Below are 19,691 nucleotides of genomic sequence, written 5' to 3' on the forward strand. Positions count from 1 at the left end.
AAACGCCCGGTTACATTCCGAACCCGGAAGCTAAGCCTTACAGCGCCGATGGTACTGCAGGGGGGACCCTGTGGGAGAGTAGGACGCCGCCGAACTACCTTTAGAGCTCTGGCTCTTGGGCACACAGCCCAAGGGCCAGAGCTTTTTTGCGTTGAGGTAAGGTCAGGGGGCATCGTTGGCACGTTTCCCACAGGAGGCTCCCGGGTGGAGGTCCAGGAGACCCGCGTCCAGACGGACCGGGTGCTCACCATCCCCAACATCCTCAGCATGGCGCGGCTCGTTGGCGTGCCGGTCTTCCTGTGGCTGATTCTGAGGCCTGAGTTCGGGGGGCCCAAGAGTGACGGGTGGGCACTGCTGGTGCTGGCTCTGAGCGGAGTCAGCGACTATCTGGACGGCAAGCTCGCCCGGCGCTGGAACCAGATCAGCAGCCTCGGCCGGCTCCTCGATCCGGCAGCCGACCGGCTCTACATTCTCTCGACATTGGTCGGCCTGACGTGGCGTGAGATTCTGCCGCTCTGGTTGACCGCTGTACTTCTCCTGCGTGAGCTCGTGCTCTTGGTGATGGTGGGCATCCTCAGGCGCCACGGCTATCCGCCGCCGCAGGTGAACTTCCTCGGGAAGGCAGCCACGTTCAACCTGATGTATGCCTTCCCGTTGCTCCTGCTCAGTGACGGAACTGGATGGATCTCGTCACTCGCTGCTATTTTCGGATGGGCGTTCGCAGGATGGGGTACAACCCTCTACTGGTGGGCAGGAGTCCTCTACGTGGTACAAGTCCGCCGCCTGGTCCGTGCGGACGCCATGGCCGACAGCTCTCGCCCATTGCCCCGGCCGTAGTGGCTAGATGGCCCTTGGCTCAAAAGTGCGGGACAATCAGGACGGGTGAAGTCGGCTAGACCGTCGTCTCTTTGAGGAGGACGCTTCCGACATGAAGGCCGTCGTGATGGCCGGCGGCGAAGGCACACGCCTTCGCCCCATGACCTCGAGCATGCCCAAGCCGCTCCTGCCCGTGGCGAACCGCCCGATCATGGAGCACGTGCTTCGGCTGCTGAAAAGGCATGGGCTGACCGAGACCGTTGTTACTGTCCAGTTCCTGGCCTCATTGGTCAAGAACTACTTCGGTGACGGCGAGGAGCTCGGAATGGAGCTCTCCTATGCCAATGAGGAGAAGCCACTCGGTACTGCCGGTAGCGTGAAGAACGCCGAAGAGGCGTTGAAGGACGATGCTTTCCTGGTCATCTCCGGTGATGCCCTGACCGACTTCGACCTCACCGACCTGATCAATTTCCACAAGGAAAAGGGCGCGCTCGTCACCGTATGCCTGACGCGCGTGCCCAATCCGCTGGAATTCGGTATCACGATCGTCGACGAAGAAGGCAAGGTCGAGCGCTTCCTCGAGAAGCCGACCTGGGGCCAGGTCTTCTCCGACACCGTGAACACCGGAATTTACGTGATGGAGCCGGAGGTCTTCGACTACGTCGAGGCCGACGTGTCCGTCGACTGGTCCGGCGACGTCTTCCCGCAGTTGATGAAGGAAGGTAAGCCGATCTACGGCTATGTCGCGGAGGGCTACTGGGAGGACGTCGGCACCCACGAGAGCTATGTGAAGGCACAGGCCGACGTCCTGGAGGGCAAGGTCGACGTCGAGCTCGACGGTTTCGAGATCTCGCCGGGTGTGTGGGTGGCCGAAGGCGCCGAGGTGCATCCCGATGCCGTGCTCCGTGGTCCGCTCTACATCGGCGACTACGCCAAGGTCGAATCCGGTGCCGAAATCCGCGAGCACACGGTCGTGGGCTCGAACGTCGTCGTGAAGAGCGGGGCCTTTCTGCACAAGGCCGTCGTCCACGACAACGTGTACGTCGGGCAGCACAGCAATCTGCGGGGCTGCGTGGTCGGCAAGAACACCGACATCATGCGGGCCGCGCGGATCGAGGACGGCGCGGTCATCGGTGACGAGTGCCTGATCGGTGAAGAATCGATCGTTCAGGGCAATGTGCGCGTCTACCCGTTCAAGACCATCGAGGCCGGCGCCTTCGTCAACACCTCGGTGATCTGGGAGTCGAGGGGCCAGGCGCACCTGTTCGGTGCCCGTGGTGTCTCCGGCATCCTGAACGTCGAGATCACGCCGGAACTCGCGGTGCGGCTGGCCGGTGCCTACGCGACGACCCTGAAGAAGGGCTCGACCGTCACCACCGCCCGTGACCACTCCCGCGGTGCCCGAGCACTCAAGCGGGCGGTGATCTCCGCCCTCCAGGCCAGCGCCATCGACGTACGCGACCTGGAGAACGTGCCGCTGCCCGTCGCCCGGCAGCAGACCGCGCGGGGCAGTGCCGGCGGGATCATGATCCGGACCACGCCCGGGGTGCCGGACTCCGTGGACATCATGTTCTTCGACGGCAACGGCGCCGACCTGTCGCAGGGCAGCCAGCGGAAGCTGGACCGGGTGTTCGCGCGCCAGGAGTACCGGCGGGCCTTCCCCGGCGAGATCGGGGATCTGCACTTCCCGTCCAGCGTCTTCGACTCGTACACCGGGTCGCTGCTGCGCAATGTCGACACGACCGGGATCAGCGAGTCCGGTCTGAAGGTCGTCGTCGACGCGACGAACGGAAGCGCCGGCCTGGTGCTGCCGAGCCTGCTCGGCAAGCTCGGGGTGGACTCGCTGACCATCAACCCGGGGCTCGACGAGTCACGGCCCACCGAGACCGCCGAAGTGCGGCGGTCGGGGCTGGTGCGGCTCGGCGAGATCGTCGCCTCTTCGCGTGCGGCCTTCGGCGTGCGGTTCGACCCCGTCGGCGAGCGGCTGTCGCTGGTCGACGAGAAGGGGCGCATCGTCGAGGACGACCGTGCCCTGCTCGTCATGCTCGACCTGGTGGCCGCGGAGCGGCGCAGCGGGCGGGTGGCGCTGCCGGTGACCACGACCCGGATCGCCGAACAGGTGGCGGCGTACCACGGCACGCAGGTGGAGTGGACGACGACCTCGCCCGACGACCTGACCCGGGTCGGTGGCGACGACGCGGCCATCTTCGGCGGTGACGGCAAGGGCGGGTTCATCGTCCCGGAGTTCAGCAGCGTCTTCGACGGGACGGCCGCCTTCGTACGCCTGATCGGGCTGGTGGCGCGGACGCAGCTCACGCTGAGCCAGATCGACGCCCGGATTCCGCGGGCGCACGTTCTCAAGCGGGATCTCGCGACGCCGTGGGCCGTCAAGGGCCTGGTCATGCGGCGGGTCGTCGAGGCGGCCGGAGATCGCTTCGTGGACACCATCGACGGCGTCCGGGTCGTGGAGACCGACGGCCGCTGGGTGATGGTGCTGCCCGACCCGGCCGAGGCGGTCACCCACCTGTGGGCGGAAGGGCCGGACGACTCCTCCGCGCAGGCCCTGCTCGACGAGTGGTCGGCGGTCGTGGACAGCGCCGGGCGCTGAAAACCGCAGCACGCGCGCGTGCCGGACAGGTGTCCCCAACGGGGCCTGTCCGGTTCGGCGGTGGGGCCGTTCGGAGGTAGTGCTCGCGACATGCGACGATGTGCGGCATGCCGCAGCAGCCCCCCGTTCGGAGCACACCCGCGCGACCCCCGCGCCCGGACGCCTCCATGTCGCTGCTCACCAACGTCATGGACCACAGTCTCGACGACGGGTACGCGGAGGCGGCCGCCCGGAAGAAGGCCGCCGGCGCGGGCGGCATGCCGAAGACGGTCCGGGCCAAGCTCGGTCTGGCGGCCGGGCTGGTGCTCGCGGCCCTCGTCGTCACCGTAGGAGCGGCACAGGCGCGCGTGGCGGCCCCCACCGTCGCCAAGGAGCGTCAGGAACTGGTCGACCGTATCGACCGGGAGACCGCGGCGGCGGACAAGCTGGAGGGCTCCGTCGACAAGCTGCGTGACGATGTCAGCGCGCGGCAGCGGACGGCGCTGAAGAAGAGCGGCGGCGACAAGAGCGAGCTGGTGGGCATTCTGTCCGGAGCCGTCGCGGTGCACGGCCCCGGTGTGAAGCTCGTCGTGAACGATGCCAAGGAAGCCACCAGCGGCGGCAACGGCAACCCCCGTGAGACCTCGGACTTCTCCGACACCGGGCGGGTGCGCGACCGCGACATGCAGCGCGTGGTCAACGGTCTGTGGGAGTCGGGCGCCGAGGCCGTCTCGATCAACGGCCAGCGCCTGACGGCACTCTCGGCGATCAGGGCCGCGGGCGACGCGATACTGGTCGACAACAAGCCGCTGGTTCCGCCCTACACGGTGCTGGCCGTGGGCAACGGCAAGCAGTTGAGCACCAGGTTCCAGGACAGTGCCGACGGGCTGTATCTGCATGCCCTGCAAGAGAATTACGGCATCCGCAACAGCATCTCCGTGGAGAGCGACCTCCGGCTGCCGGCCGCACCGAGTGTGATCGTACGTACCGCACAGCCGAACACCGAGAAATCTGGGAAGGGCACATCGTGATCGCCGTACTGGGCCTCGTCGTGGGAGTCGTGGCAGGACTGTTGGTCCGGCCTGAGGTTCCGGCGGTCGTCGAGCCTTACCTGCCGATCGCCGTAGTCGCGGCGCTCGACGCCGTCTTCGGTGGTCTGCGGGCCATGCTCGACGGGATCTTCGACGACAAGGTCTTCGTGGTGTCGTTCCTGTCCAACGTGGTCGTGGCGGCGCTGATCGTGTTCCTGGGCGACAAGCTGGGCGTGGGCGCGCAGCTGTCCACCGGTGTCGTCGTGGTGCTCGGCATCCGCATCTTCTCCAACGCCGCGGCGATCCGCCGGCACGTGTTCCGGGCGTGAGTCGGATGAGCGACAAGGACGAGACGCCTGAGAACAGGCTGCGCAAGGAACTTCCGGAAGAGGTGCCGGCCGGGACTCCCGCGGCTCCGGAGGCCGCGGACGCTCCCGAGAAGGGCTCCGACGCCGCGGAGGCGTCCGAGGCTTCCGAGGCGCCTGAGGCCCCCGGGACTCCGGGGACTGCCGGAAAGACGCCGGACGGGCTAAACGGGCGCCAGCGGCTGCTGAAGGGCATCTGGCCGCCGCGGCTCACCCGTGCCCAACTCATCGTCGCCGTCCTGCTGTTCGGCCTCGGCTTCGGCCTCGCGATCCAGGTCGCGTCGAACAGCAACAGCGACAGCGCGCTGCGCGGCGCGCGCCAGGAAGATCTTGTGCGCATCCTGGATGAACTCGACGACCGTACTCAGCGTCTTGAGGACGAGAAGCAGGGACTGGAGAAGCAGCGCGACGAGCTGGAGAACAGCTCGAACCAGGCCGCCGAGGCCCGCAAGCAGACCGTCGAGAAGGAGAAGCAACTCGGCATCCTGGCGGGCACGGTGGCGGCTCAGGGGCCCGGCATCACGATGACGATCGAGGACACGAAGGGGGCGGTCCAGGCGGACATGCTGCTCGACGCGATCCAGGAACTGCGGGCCGCCGGTGCGGAGGCGATCCAGGTGAACGACGTACGTGTCGTCGCGGGCACCTATCTCACCGACGAGGGCAAGAGCGTGAGTGTGGACGGGAACAAGATCAACGCTCCCTATCGTTTCAAGGTCATCGGCAAGCCGGAGGACCTCGAACCGGCGCTCAACATCCCTGGAGGCGTGGTGCAGACCCTCGAGAAGGAGCAGGCCACGGTCACCGTCGAGCGGTCGAGCAAGATCGTCGTGGACGCCTTGCGAGCGGCGAAGCGGCCTGACTACGCTCGGTCGTCCTCCCAGTGAACCGGCGGTGCATGGGGGGAGTCCGGCGAGGGCATGAGGTTGCGGGGGGTCGGCGCACCGAATGGGTGGTGCGTGGTGGAAACTGTCTGGTGGATACGGACGTTGTGAGGATGTCCGGGTCGGCCGGTGTATGCAATCAGGGTTCGTCCTGCCCCACGGGCGGGTCTGTTTCGGTCAAGGGGAATCGCCCGTGAAGTTGTTTGCGAAGTTGTTCGGCAAGAGCGCGCGAGAGGACAACGCCAACGCGACCGCTCGTCATCGCGCCCAGCCTGACGCGGAAGGCCAGCGACCGCTGTTCCGGGATCAGGTTCCCGGGCCGGGCGGCGACATTTCCGGTGGTCAGGGCGCGCCGTCTGTTGACCCTGCGCAGTCCGGCGGCATAGGTTTCGGGCAACCGTCAACCTCAAGTACGGGTGGAGGGTTTTCCCCTATGTCGGCCCTGGTGTGTACGAGGTGCGGTAACCGCAACGCGGAGAACAGCCGCTTCTGTTCCAACTGCGGTGCCCCGCTGCGGGCGGGTGCCACCCCCGAGCGGCCCTCGGAGACGACGTCCACGATCTCCATCTCCGGAATCGAGGCCTACGACGCCGAGACCACGGGCCAGACGCAGATGCCGGCGCTCTCTCCCGAGGCCCAGGCGGCCGTGGACGCGCTGCCGGTCGGCTCCGCGCTCCTGGTCGTGCGCCGTGGACCCAACTCGGGCAGCCGCTTCCTGCTGGACGGCGACCTGACGACGGCCGGGCGTCATCCGCAGAGCGACATCTTCCTGGACGACGTGACGGTCTCCCGCCGGCACGTGGAGTTCCGCCGCAGTGCGGACGGCTCGTTCACGGTGGCCGACGTGGGCAGTCTGAACGGCACGTACGTCAACCGCGAGCGGATCGACCAGGTCGGTCTGAACAACGGTGACGAGGTGCAGATCGGAAAGTACCGGCTGGTTTTCTACGCGAGCCAGCAGGGTTACTGACGAGGTCCCCGGACGCGGTCCCGGGGCCCAACAGGGAATGGCCATGCTGCGAACACCGAGCGGCGGTGCCGGTCACCACGGCACCGCCGCCACGGACGGTCTGATGAGCATCGGCACGGTGCTGAACGTGCTGCGCGACGAGTTCCCCGAAGTCACCATCTCCAAGATCAGATTCCTCGAGTCCGAGGGGCTCGTCGAGCCCCGGCGCACCCCCTCGGGATACCGCAAGTTCAGCGCCGACGACGTCGAACGACTCGGCTACGTCCTGCGGATGCAGCGCGACCACTATCTGCCCCTCAAGGTGATCCGCGAGCACCTGGACGCGATGGAGCGCGGCGAGGCGGTACCCCTTCCCGCCGTCGGGCGTCAGCGGGAGGGCGAGACCCTGCTGGAGGCGCCCGAGGGGCCCACGGTGGCCCGGATCGGGCGGGACGAGCTGATGGCGGCCGCCGGGATCGGTGAACAGCAGCTCGCGGAATGGGAGTCGTACGGGCTCGTCGTCCCGATGCCGGACGGGACGTACGACGCGGAGGCGGCGACCGTCGCCTCGCTCGTCGTAGAACTCGGCCGTTTCGGGATCGAGCCCAGGCACCTGAGAGCGATGAAGGGCGCCGCCGAGCGCGAGGCGGGGCTCGTGGACCAGGTGGTGGCGCCGTTGAAGCGTCACCGCAACCCGCAGACCAGGGCACATGCCGAGGCGCGCACGAAGGAACTGGCGGCGCTCACGGTGAAGCTGCACGCCGCACTCGTGCAGACTGCGCTCGGTGTGCGACTGCCCTGATGCGGCGTGCGAGCGCAGGCCGGATCGTCCCCCCGTTGTCTGCCCGACTACCCAAACGTCCCGGGCACGTCCTAGGGTTACTGTGTGAACGAGCTCGATGTCGTAGGTGTCCGGGTCGAAATGCCCTCCAACCAGCCGATCGTGCTCCTGCGTGAAGTGGGAGGCGATCGCTACCTCCCCATCTGGATCGGTCCGGGGGAGGCGACCGCGATCGCCTTCGCCCAGCAGGGCATGGCTCCCGCGCGACCGCTGACCCACGACCTGTTCAAGGACGTGCTGGAGGCCGTCGGCCAGGAGCTCACCGAGGTACGCATCACCGACCTGCGGGAAGGCGTCTTCTACGCGGAGCTGGTGTTCGCCAGCGGGGTGGAGGTCAGCGCCCGTCCGTCCGACGCCATAGCGCTGGCGCTGCGCACCGGCACGCCGATCTACGGCAGCGACGGCGTACTCGACGACGCGGGCATCGCGATCCCGGACGAGCAGGAGGACGAGGTGGAGAAGTTCCGCGAGTTCCTCGACCAGATCTCGCCCGAGGACTTCGGGACCAGCAGCCAGTGAGACGTGCGCGGCCCGGTGGCCGTATGGCCGGCGACGGGGCCGGACGGTGGCGGGGGACGGCACAAATGCCGACATCTGCCAGTCATGTGCCGGGGGCAGGAGGGAGCGTCCTACGGCTCTCCCCGAAGCCATTCGGCTAGCCTTTCCCCGCGGTCGGGTGCGGGAAACCACTCGCAGGGTGATTATCACTCGGCGTGCCGAGTGTGGCGGTCGTTGACGCACCCCTGGTGGCTGCCTACCGTCGAGGAGGCAGGTCAAGGACGGAGGTCGGCGTGAGAAGTAGCGGCGACGGTACGGCCGGGGGAGCCCCTGGACGCAGTCCGGGGGAGAGCGGTCCGTACCCTCCCCCTGGCTCTCGGCTCCGCCCGGGCGGGGGATACACCCAGCACGGAGGCGCGGCCGACCACGCTCCGCAGCGACCGGCGCCCGTGCCGAGCGGTGAGGCCGCGGCGTCCGAGGAGATCGGCTACCGCGGGCCGACGGCGTGCGCGGCGGCCGGCATCACCTACCGGCAACTGGACTACTGGGCCCGCACCGGGCTCGTCGAGCCGAGCGTGCGGCCCGCCTACGGGTCGGGGACGCAGCGCCTGTACAGCTTCCGGGACGTCGTCGTCCTGAAGATCGTCAAGCGGTTCCTGGACACCGGCGTCTCCCTGCAGAACATCCGCACCGCGGTGCAGCATCTGCGTGAGCGGGGCTTCCGGGACCTGGAGCGGATGACGCTCATGAGCGACGGCGCCACGGTCTACGAGTGCACCTCGCCCGACGAGGTGCACGCGCTGCTCCAGGGCGGCCAGGGGATCTTCGGGATCGCCGTCGGCGTGGTGTGGCGGGACGTCGAGAGCGCGCTGTCGCAGCTGCACGGCGAGCGGGTCGACACCGGCGAGACCCTGATCGGGAACAACCCGGCGGACGAGCTCGCGCGACGGCGCAACCGGGCCGTCTGACCGGCCTCCCCACGGCGCCGCGGGGCGCCCGGGCGGTCGTACGGCGGCATTGTCAGTGGCGTAGGGCAGCATCGGACATGTGAGAAACGCCGCCACGATCCTGCATCTCGACATGGATGCCTTCTACGCCTCGGTGGAGCAGGCATCCAAGCCGAGTCTGCGCGGGAAGGCCGTGATCGTGGGCGGACTCGGGCCGCGCGGTGTGGTGGCGACGGCGTCGTACGAGGCGCGGGTCTTCGGGGTGCGGTCCGCGATGCCGATGGCGCAGGCGCGGCGGCTCGCGCCGCACGCCGCCTATCTGGTGCCGCGCTTCGGTATGTACAAGGCGATCAGCGAGCAGGTCATGGCGCTGCTGCACTCCCTGTCGCCGCTGGTGGAGCCGCTGAGCCTGGACGAGGCCTTCGTGGACCTGGAGGCCGGGGAGGCGGCCTGGGACGACGCGTCGGCGCGGCTGGTGGGGGAGAAGCTGCGCGTGGACATACGGGCGGGGACGGGGCTGACCGGATCCGTGGGGCTGGCCGCGTCGAAGATGGTCGCCAAGATCGCCTCCGAGGAGGCCAAGCCGGACGGCCTGGTGCTGATCGAACCGGGGACCGAGCGAGCCCTGCTCGGGCCGATGTCGGTGCGGACGCTGCCGGGGGTGGGGCCGGCGACGGGGGACCATCTGAGACGGGCCGGGATCAGCACCGTCGACGAGATCGCCGAGGCCGGCGAGGACGAGCTGGTCCGGTTGCTGGGCAAGGCGCACGGGCACGCGCTGTACGCCATGGCGCTGGCGCACGACGACCGGCCCGTGGTCGCCGAGCGGGAGACCAAGTCGGTGTCGGTCGAGGACACCTACGACGTGGACATCCACGACCGGCTCCGGGTCGGACTGGAGGTGCAGCGGCTGGCCGACCGGTGTGTGCGGCGGCTGCGCGACGCCGGGCTCTCCGGCCGGACGATCGTGCTCAAGGTGCGGCGCTACGACTTCTCGACGCTGACCCGCTCCGAGACGCTGCGCGGTCCCACGGACGACCTTGCGGTGGTGCGGGAGGCGGCGGCACGGCTGCTGGACACGGTGGACACCACCGGCGGGGTACGGCTGCTCGGGGTCGGCGTCAGCGGGCTCGCGGACTACACGCAGGAGGACCTGTTCGCGCAGGCGGCGGGTGAGGGGACGGCGATGCCGGCGGAGGAACCGGCGGACGAACCCGCCCCGGTGGAGGCGGCGCCGGCCGAGCGGCGCTGGCGCCCGGGGCACGACGTGCGGCACGGCGAGTTCGGGCACGGCTGGGTGCAGGGCAGCGGCCTGGGGCGGGTCACCGTGCGGTTCGAGACGCCCGGCTCGGAGCCCGGACGGGTACGGACGTTCCGGAGCGACGACCCCCACCTGGAGCCGGCCGATCCGTTGCCGTTGGTGGCGCAGGGACCGGGCACCACCTTTGCCGAGGTGTCCTAGGCGTCGGTGTCCCCCGTGCCCGCGAGCTTGCCGAAGGATCGGTCGGGGGCGGAAGGAGGCGAGGCGGTGTCGAGGCCGTAGTGGTGGTAGAGCTGGAGCTCCTGTTCGGGGGAGAGGTGACGGCCGACGCCGAAGTCCGGGGCGTCCTTGATCAGGGTCCGGTCGAAGGGGACCTGCAGAGTGCCCTCGACCAGTTCGCTGGGGGCCAGCGGGACGAAGGCGTCACGGGAAAACAGGCCGGTGCGTATGGCCGCCCACTCCGGCACCCCGGTCGCGTCGTCGAGGTAGACCTCGTCGATGGTGCCGAGCTTGGTGCCGTTGCGGTCGAACGCCTTGCGGCCGATCAGGTTGCGCGGATCGATCTCGGTCTGCACGGTCCCTCCACTTGGTCGCAACTCATCCGTAAGCACTACAAAAGAGCACAACGGGCGAGGTGGCCACTCGGAGGATCGGTCTTTGTGCGCGCTGGTAGGCTGACAGCGGCTGCTGACCCCGTGCGGGAGAGTCCTCCAGACATCATCGGAGGCGCCGAAGGAGCAAATCCTCCCCGGAATCTCTCAGGCACACGTACCGCGCGGACGAGGTCACTCTGGAAAGCAGGGCGGGTGTCGACGGCTTCCGCTCTCACCGACGGTGAAAACCGGGCGCTTTCGGGCGATCCGGTGAAGCTCTCAGGTTGAGATGACAGAGGGGGAGGCCGTCCGGGTACCCGTGCCGTGGTGCCCCTCGAAGGTCGTGTCGACCAGGAGGCCTCCGCAATGACCCCGCAACGCGTTCCGCTCACCGAGCTGGAGAAGGGGATTCCCTTCGAACAGCGTCACATCGGGCCCGACCACGAGGCCCGGGCCAAGATGCTCGCGCAGGTCGGCTACGGCTCGCTGGACGAGCTCACCGCCGCCGCGGTCCCGGATGTGATCAAGAACGCCGACGCCCTGGAGCTGCCGGGCGCGCGCACCGAGGCCGAGGTGCTGGCCGAGCTGCGCTCGCTCGCCGACCGTAACCAGGTGCTCGACTCCATGATCGGCCTCGGGTACTACGGCACGTTCACGCCGCCGGTCATCCTGCGCAACGTCATGGAGAACCCGGCCTGGTACACGGCCTACACGCCGTACCAGCCGGAGATCTCGCAGGGCCGGCTCGAGGCGCTGCTGAACTTCCAGACCATGGTCGCCGACCTCACCGGCCTGCCCACCTCCGGTGCCTCGCTGCTCGACGAGGGCACGGCCGCCGCCGAGGCCGTGGCGCTGTCGCGCCGCATGGGCCGGAACAAGAAGGGCCTGTTCCTGGTCGACGCGGACGTGCTGCCGCAGACCATCGCCGTGATCGAGACCCGCGCCGAGCCGGCCGGTGTGGAGGTCGTGGTCGCCGATCTCACCGACGGCATCCCCGCCGAGGTCGCCGAGCGGGAGATCAACGGCGTGCTGGTGCAGTACCCGGGCGCCTCCGGCGCCGTACGCGACATCAAGGCGCTGATCGACCAGGCGCACGAGCTGGGCGCGCTGGTCACCGTCGCCGCCGACCTGCTCGCGCTGACGCTGCTGAAGTCGCCCGGTGAGCTCGGTGCGGACATCGCCGTCGGCACGACGCAGCGCTTCGGTGTGCCGATGGGCTTCGGCGGACCGCACGCCGGCTACATGGCGGTGCACGAGAAGTTCGCGCGCAGCCTGCCCGGGCGCCTGGTGGGCGTGTCCGTGGACGCCGACGGGCACAAGGCCTACCGGCTCGCGCTGCAGACCCGTGAGCAGCACATCCGGCGCGAGAAGGCCACCAGCAACATCTGCACCGCGCAGGTGCTGCTCGCCGTCATGGCCGGCATGTACGCCGTCTACCACGGGCCCGAGGGCCTGCGGGCCATCGCGCAGCGCACCCACCGCTACGCCACGATCCTCGCCGAGGGCCTGCGGGCCGGCGGTGCCGAGGTCGTGCACGGTTCCTACTTCGACACGCTCACCGTGCGGGTGCCGGGCCGCGCCGCCGAGGTCGTGGACGCCGCGCGGGCGGCCGGCGTGAACCTGCGCCTCGTCGACGCCGACCAGGTGTCGATCGCCTGCGACGAGACCACCAAGCGTGCCCAGGTGGCCGCCGTGTGGAGCGCGTTCGGGATCGAGGCCGACATCGAGGCGCTGGACGCGGCCGCCGAGGAGGCGGTCCCGCAGGGCCTGCTGCGCACCGACGCCGTGCTGACCCACCCCGTCTTCCACGAGCACCGCTCCGAGACCGCGATGCTGCGCTACCTGCGCCGGCTGGCCGACCGCGACTACGCGCTCGACCGCGGCATGATCCCGCTGGGCTCCTGCACCATGAAGCTCAACGCGACCACCGAGATGGAGCCGGTCACCTGGCCCGAGTTCGGTCAGCTGCACCCCTTCGCGCCCGCCGAGCAGGCCGGCGGCTACCTCACGCTCATCCAGGAGCTGGAGGACCGGCTCGCGGAGGTCACCGGGTACGACAAGGTGTCGCTGCAGCCCAACGCCGGTTCGCAGGGCGAGCTGGCGGGTCTGCTGGCCGTGCGCGGCTACCACCGCGCCAACGGCGACGAGCAGCGGACCGTGTGCCTCATCCCGTCCTCGGCGCACGGCACCAACGCCGCCAGCGCCGTCATGGCCGGCATGAAGGTCGTCGTCGTGAAGACCGCCGAGGACGGCGAGATCGACGTCGAGGACCTGCGGGCGAAGATCGAGCAGTACCGCGACGAGCTGTCCGTGCTGATGATCACGTACCCGTCGACGCACGGCGTGTTCGAGGAGCACGTCGCCGACATCTGCGCGCAGGTGCACGAGGCCGGCGGTCAGGTCTATGTCGACGGCGCCAACCTCAACGCCCTGGTGGGGCTCGCCAAGCCGGGCCACTTCGGCGGCGACGTCTCGCACCTCAACCTGCACAAGACCTTCTGCATCCCGCACGGCGGCGGTGGTCCGGGCGTCGGCCCGGTCGGCGTACGGGCGCACCTCGCGCCGTATCTGCCCAACCACCCGATGCAGCCGGCGGCCGGTCCCGAGACGGGTGTCGGGCCGATCTCGGCCGCCCCGTGGGGCAGCGCGGGCATCCTGCCGATCTCGTGGGCGTACGTCCGGCTCATGGGCGGCGAGGGCCTGAAGCGGGCCACGCAGGTGGCCGTGTTGTCGGCCAACTACGTCGCCAAGCGGCTCGAGCCGCACTTCCCCGTGCTCTACACCGGCCCCGGCGGGCTGGTCGCGCACGAGTGCATCATCGACCTGCGGCCGCTGACCAAGGCGACCGGCGTGAGCGTCGACGACGTCGCCAAGCGGCTGATCGACTACGGCTTCCACGCACCGACGATGTCGTTCCCGGTGGCCGGCACGCTGATGATCGAGCCGACCGAGTCCGAGGACCTGACCGAGCTGGACCGGTTCTGCGAGGCGATGATCGCCATCCGCGCGGAGATCGAGAAGGTCGGGGCGGGCGAGTGGCCGGCCGAGGACAACCCGCTGCGCAACGCCCCGCACACCGCCGCCGCGCTGGGCGCGGAGTGGGAGCACGCGTACACCCGCGAGGAGGCCGTCTTCCCGGCCGGAGTGTCCGCCGCCGACAAGTACTGGCCGCCGGTGCGCCGGATCGACCAGGCGTACGGTGACCGCAACCTGGTCTGCTCCTGCCCTCCGCTGGACGCCTACGAGGACTGAGACCGAGCCTCGATGACGTGAAGGACCCCGCTCCGGCGGGGCCCTTCCGCGTCGTGGCGGGTGCGCCGTGGGTCACGCCGTGGCGAGCGACACCTCGGTGGACTTGATCATCGCGACGACCGCGCAACCGGCCCTGAGGCCGATGTCGGTGGCGGCGTCCGTGGTGATGACGGCCGTCAGCTCGCCGCCCTCGACCGAGACCTTCACCGAGGTCATGGCCGGCCCGGAGGTGACGGCGGTGACCGTGCCGGGCAGTTGGTTGCGGATGGAGAGGCCCTCGACCGGGGAGGTGGAGAGGGCGATCTCGGTGGACTTCACCAGGGTGCGCACGGCGGAACCCTCGGTGAGGCCGAGGTCGGAAACGGCCTCCCGGGTGATCGCCGCCGTGATCTCCTGCCCGCCGTCGAGACGGACCTTCACGGTGGCCATGGCCTCGCCCGGGATGATGGCGGTGACCGTGCCGGGGAGCTGGTTGCGGATGCTCAGGGTCATGGCCCCTCAGCGTAAGGCGGGAGAGGGGTCAGGCCGGGTAGGCGTGCGTCTGCGTCGCCTTGACCGTCGCCCAGACCGGTGCGCCCTGGTGCAGGTCGAGCTCGGCGGCGGCGACCGTGGTGAGGTCGGCGGCCAGGGGGAGTTCGCCGGTGAGGTCGGCGCGGATCTGGTCGCCGTGGGTCTCCAGGCCGGCGACCTCGCAGCGCCAGTGGTTACGGGCGCTGGAGCCGGTGGGCGGGTCCCGGAAGAGGGTGACGGCGCTCGGCGGAAACGCCACGAAGACCTCGCCGGACAGGTTCTCGGTCGTGGTGATGGACGGGCCGGAGTCGAGGCGGACGGTGTGGCCGTCGGCCTGCCCCTTGTAGAGGTTGAGGCCGACCAGCTGGGCGATGTAGTCGGTACGGGGGTGACGGGCGATGTCGGACGGCGTGCCCTCCTGGACGACGCGGCCGTGCTCGACGACCACCAGGCGGTCCGCCAGCACCATCGCGTCCAGCGGGTCGTGCGTGACCAGGACCGCGACCGCCTCGAACTCGGCCAGGTGGCGGCGGAGTTGGGCCCGTACGTCGAGACGGGTACGGGCGTCCAGGGCGGCGAGGGGCTCGTCGAGGAGCAGCAGCCGGGGGCGGGTGGCGAGGGCGCGGGCCAGGGCGACGCGCTGCGCCTGGCCGCCGGAGAGGCGGCGGGGCTTGGCGGTGGCGTGTGCCGTCAGGCCCATGCGGTCCAGCCACTCGGCCGCCTGCGCGCGGGACTCGGCCTTCGTCGCGCCCTGGCAGCGGGGGCCGAAGGCGACGTTGTCGAGGGCGGTGAGGTGGGGGAAGAGGAGGTAGTCCTGGAAGACGACGCCTACGGGGCGGCGCTCGGGGGGCGTGCGGTCGAGCTCCGAGCCGTCGAGGTGGAGGTGGCCGTCCGTGAGGGGGACCAGGCCGGCGAGGGCTCGTAGGGCTGTGGTCTTGCCTGCGCCGTTGGGGCCGAGGAGGGCGACCACGTCGCCGGGGGCCACGCTGAGTTCGATGTCCAGGCGGAAGGCTTTGCGGTCGACGATCAGGTGGGCGTCGAGGCCGTCGGTCGTGTGCGGGTGTGGTGAGGGCACCCGGCCTTCGGCCGGGTTTGAATTCCCACCCGCACCACCCGTGCGGACTTCGTCCTGACGTGCGGGCGGCCCTTGTGGGGGCTTCGCGCCGTCGGCGGCTGCGCGTGGAGTCTTGGTCATGAGGCTGTCATCCAACGATCCCTCAGGCCCGCAAGGACCGCGATCGACACCGCCAACAGGACCAGGCTGAGGGCGACGGCGGCCTCCGGGTTGTTCTGCAGGGCGAGGTAGACCGCGAGGGGCATGGTCTGGGTCGTGCCGGGGAAGTTGCCCGCGAAGGTGATCGTCGCGCCGAACTCGCCGAGGGCGCGCGCCCAGGCGAGGACCGCGCCCGCGGCGACGCCCGGCGCGATCAGCGGCAGGGTGACCCGGCGGAACGCGGTGAAGCGGGAGGCGCCCAGGGTGGTGGCCGCCTCCTCGTAGCGCTGGTCGGCGGCGCGCAGCGTGCCCTCGACGCTGATGACGAGGAAGGGCATCGCGACGAAGCTCTCGGCGACGACGACGCCCGTGGTGGTGAAGGGGAGCGTGATGCCGAACCAGGAGTCCAGCCACTGGCCGATCACGCCGTTGCGGCCCAGCGCGAAGAGCAGGGCCACACCGCCGACCACGGGCGGCAGCACGAGCGGCAGGGTCACCAGGGCCCGGACGAGACCGCGGCCCGGGAACTCGGTGCGGGCCAGCAGCCAGGCCAGCGGGACGCCGAGGACGAGGCTCACCGCGGTCGCCGAGGTGGCGCACACCAGCGACAGCTTGAGCGCCTGCCACACCTCGGTGCTGGTCAGCTGCTCGGGCAGGGTGCTCCACGGCGCCCGTACGAGAAGCGAGACGAGCGGCATGAGCAGGAAGGCGAGGCCGAGCAGCGCGGGCAGGAGCAGGGGCAGGGGGACCCCGCGCCGGGCCGGCCGCGCGCGTCCGCGCCGCGGGCCGCCCTCGAGGGTGTCGGCCGCGGCATCGGACTTGTCGATCGGGGTCACGGCTTGAGGAACCCGGCCTCGGTCAGCACCTTCTGGCCCTCGGCGGACTGCACGAGTGCCATGAACGCCTTGGCGGCCTCGGGGTTCTTGGAGTTCTTGAGCAGGGCGATCGGGTAGTCGTTGATGGCCTTGGCCGACTCCGGGAAGTCCACGCCCTCCACCTTGCTGCCGGCGGCCCTCACGTCCGTCCGGTAGACGACGGCGGCGTCGGCCTCCTTCAGCACCACCTTGTTCAGGGCCGACTTGACGTCCTCCTCGTAGGAGACGGGGGTCAGCTTGAGGCTGCCGGCGTCCAGTGCCTTCTGGGCGGCGGCGCCGCACGGGACGGTCTTGTCGCACAGGACGACCTTGAGGCCGGACTCGGTGAGGTCCTTGAGGGAGGCGATCTTGTCGGGGTTGCCCGGCAGGGTGGCGATCTCCAGCTGGTTGCGGACGAAGGCGGCCGGGGCGGTGGCGTTGTCCTTCTTGTCCGTCACGATCTTCATGGTCTTCGGGCTGGCGGAGGCGAAGACGTCGGCCGGGGCGCCGCCGGTGATGCCCGCGGCGAGGCTGTCGCTGCCGCCGAAGCTGAAGTTCACCTTGGTGCCGGGGTGCTGCTTCTCGAACTCCTTGCCGAGGGTCGTGAAGCTCTCCTGGAGGGAGGCCGCGGCGAAGACGGTCACGTCGCCCGAGAGCTTGGGCGAGGAGGACGACGACGCGGAGGAGCCGGAGTTCGCCGAGCCGGAGTCCGAGTCGGACGAGGAGCAGGCGGCCAGGGCCAGCAGCGCGGCGGCTCCCGCACCGGCCACCTGCAGGGTCCGGCGGGTCCGGCGCATGGAACGGGTCATCACGGGTCCACTCCTCTGACTTCTACGGGGGAAACGCCGACGGCCGCCGCCGGTCACTTCCGATGCGCCGATCATACTGGCGCAAATGCGAGGTGTAAGTCTCCTGTCGCATCGCATGAGCTGGGCTGGAGAGAAAGAGGGGCCGCATGTGCGTTCGTACGGGAGCGGTTGTGCGGGGCGGGTGTGGCGCGTGTTTCCGGTGTGGTGGTGCGGCGGTGTGGTGGGACCGTGTGCGATGGGCCGTCGGTCGCCGGGTCACGTCCTGTCGATGTGTACGTTTGTCGACTTCACCCGGGCCGTGGCCTCCATGCCGACCTCCAGGCCGAGCTCCTCGACGGCCTCACGGGTCAGCAGGGAGACCAGGCGGTGCGGACCGGCCTGGATCTCCACCTGGGCCGCGACGTCGCCGAGCTTGATGGCGGTGACGATGCCGGGGAACGCGTTGCGCACGGAGGTGTAGGACGTCTCCTCCTCGGCCCCGCCCGCCTTGGCGAGTTCGACGGAGAACGCGGCGAGGTCCCGGCCCTCGATCAGCCGCCGCCCGCCTTCGTCGCGGTGGGTCGCCACCCGGCCGGCATCCGCCCAGCGGCGCGCGGTGTCCGGACTCACGCCGAGCAGTCGTGCTGCCTGGCCGATTGTGTAGCTCTGCATGCCGTCACGATAGGGCCGGCAAGGGGCCCTGGTGGACGTGGGGTTGAGCGTTGGGTATAACGCGATATGGCGTCAGTACGGTGACGGGGATTCGGGGTGTGGAGATGTCCGGTGAGGTGTCGCGCGGTGGCGAGAAGTCGCCCGACCTGAGGGCCTCGCACGAGGACCGGGACCGGGTGGTCGACGTGCTCCGCGTCGCCGCCGGGGACGGCCGGCTCACGGCCGAGGAGCTCGACGAGCGGGTGGAGGCCGCGCTCACCGCCCGCACCATGGGGGAGCTGGCGGCGCTGACGACGGACCTGCCGGTCGGGGCGGCCGCTGCCGCGCCCGAGGTGAAGGACGTCGTCCGCATCGAGCAGAAGGGCGGGTCGTCCCGGCGCGCCGAAGGATGGACGGTGCCGCGCCGGCTGGAGATCGACTCCGAGTGGGGCGACGTGACCCTCGACTTCACCGGCGCGGTCATCACGCACGACACCCTGCACATCGACCTCGACATGCGCGGGGGAGCGCTGCGGCTGCTGACGCCGCCCGGTGTCGTGGTGGACACCGACGCACTGGTGACGCACTACGCCAAGATCAAGGCGCGCACGGGGCGGGCCCGCGACGTGCCCGTGGTGCTGCGGGTCGTGGTCGACGGGCGCCTCAGCCTCGGCCGGGTGGTCGTACGGCAGGTGCGGCGCGGGCGGGGGAGGTAGGGGCGGCGTTCGGGACGGGCGCGGAGGCTCCGCGGGGCGGGCCGGGTGTTCGTTCCGGTCGTGCCGGTCGTCCCGGTCGTGCCAGTCATCTCGGCCGTCTCGGTCGTGCCGGCCGTCCGGGCCGTCCGGGCCGTCGGGGTCGTTCCGGTCGTCCCGCGGCCCGTTCAGGTGAGACTCGACGCTCTGAGTACGGCCTCGGCCGTCTCGTCGTCGATGCGGTGGCTCAGCCGGGCCGGGACGTCCGTGCCCTGTCTGCCTCGGCCGGGACGTCCGTGCCCTGTCTGCCTCGGCCGGTCGTCGTACGGCAGGTGCGGCGCGGGCCGGGCAGGTAGGGCCGGCGTTGGGCTCCGGGGTGCGGGCCGGTGGTCGTGACGGTCGTCCGGTCGTCCCGTGGCCCGTTCAGGTGAGGCCTGACGCCCTGAGTACGGCCTCGGCCGTCTCGTCGTCGATGCGGTGGCCCAGCCGGGCCAGGACGTCCGTGCCCTGGTGGAGGGTGCCGCGCCGGCGGGAGCGGCGGGCGCCGGTGTCCAGCTCGTGCCAGAGGAGGGGGTTGGCGGTCAGGACACGCGGGTCGAGCTCCAGGCAGTGGCCGTGGGCGTCCTGCAGGACCAGGTGCGAGGAGGCGCCCTCGTACTGCCGCACGGAGACCAGGGCGTCCGTGTGGACGACTCGCCGGTGCAGCGGGCCGCGGACGGTCAGCCGGCCCGGCTCCGCGGTGACGCGCGGCGGGAGCAGGACCGCGAAGAGTGCCGCCGACAGCGCCAGCCACAGCAGTGCGCGGGCGGGGGTGAGGGTGCCCGCGTCCCAGTCGACCAGTGTCGTCATGGTGCCGAAGGCGAGCGCGCAGCCGGTGGCGAGCCGGGCGCTGCCGCGCCAGTGGCGGTCGCCGACCGGGCTCGGTGACGTGCTCCGGTCCATGGGGCCGACGATAGGCG

General features: G+C 70.2%; 19 protein-coding genes, 1 rRNA gene and 1 riboswitch. Of the genes, 13 read left to right on the forward strand and 7 right to left on the reverse strand.

Annotated elements, in window-relative coordinates; all coding sequences use genetic code 11:
- The 11 genes from rrf to ACFU97_RS38480 form a co-directional block, all read left to right on the forward strand.
- Positions 1-95: ribosomal RNA gene (gene rrf, locus ACFU97_RS38430) — 5S ribosomal RNA — on the forward strand; the annotation flags it as partial.
- Positions 96-204: 109 nt separating this feature from the next.
- Positions 205-837, forward strand: coding sequence for a CDP-alcohol phosphatidyltransferase family protein (locus ACFU97_RS38435; protein ID WP_384265865.1), 633 nt, complete (start codon positions 205-207; stop codon positions 835-837).
- A 91-nt stretch (positions 838-928) separates the two neighbouring features.
- Positions 929-3,424, forward strand: a complete 2,496-nt coding sequence (locus tag ACFU97_RS38440; protein ID WP_384265866.1) for a sugar phosphate nucleotidyltransferase — start codon at positions 929-931, stop codon at positions 3,422-3,424.
- A 98-nt stretch (positions 3,425-3,522) separates the two neighbouring features.
- On the forward strand, positions 3,523-4,434 hold the full coding sequence (locus ACFU97_RS38445) for a DUF881 domain-containing protein (RefSeq protein WP_384265868.1): 912 nt from the start codon (positions 3,523-3,525) through the stop codon (positions 4,432-4,434).
- Positions 4,431-4,763 carry a small basic family protein gene (locus ACFU97_RS38450; RefSeq protein ID WP_003988855.1) on the forward strand — a complete coding sequence of 111 codons (333 nt, stop codon included), beginning with the start codon at positions 4,431-4,433 and terminating at the stop codon, positions 4,761-4,763. The genes ACFU97_RS38445 and ACFU97_RS38450 overlap by 4 nt, the downstream gene beginning before the upstream one ends.
- A 5-nt stretch (positions 4,764-4,768) precedes the next feature.
- Complete coding sequence (locus ACFU97_RS38455) at positions 4,769-5,686, forward strand: DUF881 domain-containing protein (protein WP_384265871.1); 918 nt, start codon at positions 4,769-4,771, stop codon at positions 5,684-5,686.
- A gap of 61 nt (positions 5,687-5,747) precedes the next feature.
- The gene (locus tag ACFU97_RS38460) at positions 5,748-6,653 is read left to right on the forward strand and encodes an FHA domain-containing protein (protein ID WP_384265873.1); all 906 of its coding nucleotides are present in this window, start codon (positions 5,748-5,750) and stop codon (positions 6,651-6,653) included.
- Positions 6,654-6,696: 43 nt separating this feature from the next.
- Positions 6,697-7,434 (forward strand): MerR family transcriptional regulator, encoded by a 738-nt coding sequence (locus ACFU97_RS38465; RefSeq protein WP_384265875.1) that lies wholly within the window; start codon positions 6,697-6,699, stop codon positions 7,432-7,434.
- A gap of 84 nt (positions 7,435-7,518) precedes the next feature.
- On the forward strand, positions 7,519-7,992 hold the full coding sequence (locus tag ACFU97_RS38470) for a bifunctional nuclease family protein (protein WP_004002801.1): 474 nt from the start codon (positions 7,519-7,521) through the stop codon (positions 7,990-7,992).
- Positions 7,993-8,264: 272 nt separating this feature from the next.
- Entirely contained in the window at positions 8,265-8,939 is a 675-nt protein-coding gene (locus ACFU97_RS38475) for a MerR family transcriptional regulator (RefSeq protein WP_384265877.1), read from the forward strand.
- 79 nt (positions 8,940-9,018) lie between these two features.
- Positions 9,019-10,380, forward strand: coding sequence for a DNA polymerase IV (locus tag ACFU97_RS38480; RefSeq protein WP_384265879.1), 1,362 nt, complete (start codon positions 9,019-9,021; stop codon positions 10,378-10,380).
- Here the strand turns inward: ACFU97_RS38480 and ACFU97_RS38485 are convergent.
- A complete protein-coding gene (locus ACFU97_RS38485; RefSeq protein ID WP_384265881.1) occupies positions 10,377-10,754 on the reverse strand; it encodes a PRC-barrel domain-containing protein in 378 nt (125 codons plus the stop codon). The two genes, ACFU97_RS38480 and ACFU97_RS38485, sit on opposite strands and share 4 nt — an antisense overlap.
- 113 nt (positions 10,755-10,867) lie before the next feature.
- A riboswitch (glycine riboswitch) is annotated at positions 10,868-10,963 on the forward strand.
- A gap of 175 nt (positions 10,964-11,138) precedes the next feature.
- Between ACFU97_RS38485 and gcvP the strand changes: the two genes are divergently transcribed.
- Positions 11,139-14,024, forward strand: a complete 2,886-nt coding sequence (gcvP, locus tag ACFU97_RS38490; protein WP_384265884.1) for an aminomethyl-transferring glycine dehydrogenase — start codon at positions 11,139-11,141, stop codon at positions 14,022-14,024.
- Positions 14,025-14,096: 72 nt separating this feature from the next.
- Here the strand turns inward: gcvP and ACFU97_RS38495 are convergent, their stop codons facing one another.
- From ACFU97_RS38495 to ACFU97_RS38515, 5 genes are all read right to left on the reverse strand, one after another.
- Complete coding sequence (locus tag ACFU97_RS38495) at positions 14,097-14,516, reverse strand: molybdopterin-binding protein (protein ID WP_384265886.1); 420 nt, start codon at positions 14,514-14,516, stop codon at positions 14,097-14,099.
- A gap of 28 nt (positions 14,517-14,544) precedes the next feature.
- Positions 14,545-15,729 (reverse strand): ABC transporter ATP-binding protein, encoded by a 1,185-nt coding sequence (locus ACFU97_RS38500; RefSeq protein ID WP_384265888.1) that lies wholly within the window; start codon positions 15,727-15,729, stop codon positions 14,545-14,547.
- A complete protein-coding gene (gene modB, locus ACFU97_RS38505; protein ID WP_384265891.1) occupies positions 15,726-16,583 on the reverse strand; it encodes a molybdate ABC transporter permease subunit in 858 nt (285 codons plus the stop codon). The genes ACFU97_RS38500 and modB overlap by 4 nt, the downstream gene beginning before the upstream one ends.
- On the reverse strand, positions 16,580-17,410 hold the full coding sequence (modA, locus tag ACFU97_RS38510; protein WP_384265893.1) for a molybdate ABC transporter substrate-binding protein: 831 nt from the start codon (positions 17,408-17,410) through the stop codon (positions 16,580-16,582). Before modA ends, modB begins: the two co-directional genes overlap by 4 nt.
- Before the next feature lie 255 nt (positions 17,411-17,665).
- The gene (locus ACFU97_RS38515; protein ID WP_384265895.1) at positions 17,666-18,061 is read right to left on the reverse strand and encodes a molybdopterin-binding protein; all 396 of its coding nucleotides are present in this window, start codon (positions 18,059-18,061) and stop codon (positions 17,666-17,668) included.
- A 104-nt stretch (positions 18,062-18,165) separates the two neighbouring features.
- Between ACFU97_RS38515 and ACFU97_RS38520 the strand changes: the two genes are divergently transcribed.
- Positions 18,166-18,756, forward strand: a complete 591-nt coding sequence (locus ACFU97_RS38520) for a DUF1707 domain-containing protein (RefSeq protein WP_384265898.1) — start codon at positions 18,166-18,168, stop codon at positions 18,754-18,756.
- Positions 18,757-19,155: 399 nt separating this feature from the next.
- Here the strand turns inward: ACFU97_RS38520 and ACFU97_RS38525 are convergent, their stop codons facing one another.
- Positions 19,156-19,674 carry a hypothetical protein gene (locus ACFU97_RS38525; protein WP_384265901.1) on the reverse strand — a complete coding sequence of 173 codons (519 nt, stop codon included), beginning with the start codon at positions 19,672-19,674 and terminating at the stop codon, positions 19,156-19,158.
- Between the last annotated feature and the right edge of the window lie 17 nt (positions 19,675-19,691).

The organism is Streptomyces sp. NPDC057616, assembly GCF_042800575.1.
Taxonomy (GTDB): domain Bacteria; phylum Actinomycetota; class Actinomycetes; order Streptomycetales; family Streptomycetaceae; genus Streptomyces.

Excerpts from the sequence above, each read along its gene's own strand:
- ACFU97_RS38440 (WP_384265866.1), top strand. The coding sequence starts at position 929 with ATGAAGGCCGTCGTGATGGCCGGCGGCGAAGGCACACGCCTTCGCCCC.
- ACFU97_RS38445 (WP_384265868.1), top strand. The coding sequence starts at position 3,523 with ATGTGCGGCATGCCGCAGCAGCCCCCCGTTCGGAGCACACCCGCGCGA.
- ACFU97_RS38455 (WP_384265871.1), top strand. The coding sequence starts at position 4,769 with ATGAGCGACAAGGACGAGACGCCTGAGAACAGGCTGCGCAAGGAACTT.
- ACFU97_RS38460 (WP_384265873.1), top strand. The coding sequence starts at position 5,748 with ATGGGTGGTGCGTGGTGGAAACTGTCTGGTGGATACGGACGTTGTGAG.
- ACFU97_RS38465 (WP_384265875.1), top strand. The coding sequence starts at position 6,697 with ATGCTGCGAACACCGAGCGGCGGTGCCGGTCACCACGGCACCGCCGCC.
- gcvP (WP_384265884.1), top strand. The coding sequence starts at position 11,139 with ATGACCCCGCAACGCGTTCCGCTCACCGAGCTGGAGAAGGGGATTCCC.
- ACFU97_RS38495 (WP_384265886.1), bottom strand. The coding sequence starts at position 14,516 with ATGACCCTGAGCATCCGCAACCAGCTCCCCGGCACGGTCACCGCCATC.
- ACFU97_RS38500 (WP_384265888.1), bottom strand. The coding sequence starts at position 15,729 with ATGACCAAGACTCCACGCGCAGCCGCCGACGGCGCGAAGCCCCCACAA.
- modA (WP_384265893.1), bottom strand. The coding sequence starts at position 17,410 with ATGACCCGTTCCATGCGCCGGACCCGCCGGACCCTGCAGGTGGCCGGT.
- ACFU97_RS38515 (WP_384265895.1), bottom strand. The coding sequence starts at position 18,061 with ATGCAGAGCTACACAATCGGCCAGGCAGCACGACTGCTCGGCGTGAGT.
- ACFU97_RS38520 (WP_384265898.1), top strand. The coding sequence starts at position 18,166 with ATGTCCGGTGAGGTGTCGCGCGGTGGCGAGAAGTCGCCCGACCTGAGG.
- ACFU97_RS38525 (WP_384265901.1), bottom strand. The coding sequence starts at position 19,674 with ATGGACCGGAGCACGTCACCGAGCCCGGTCGGCGACCGCCACTGGCGC.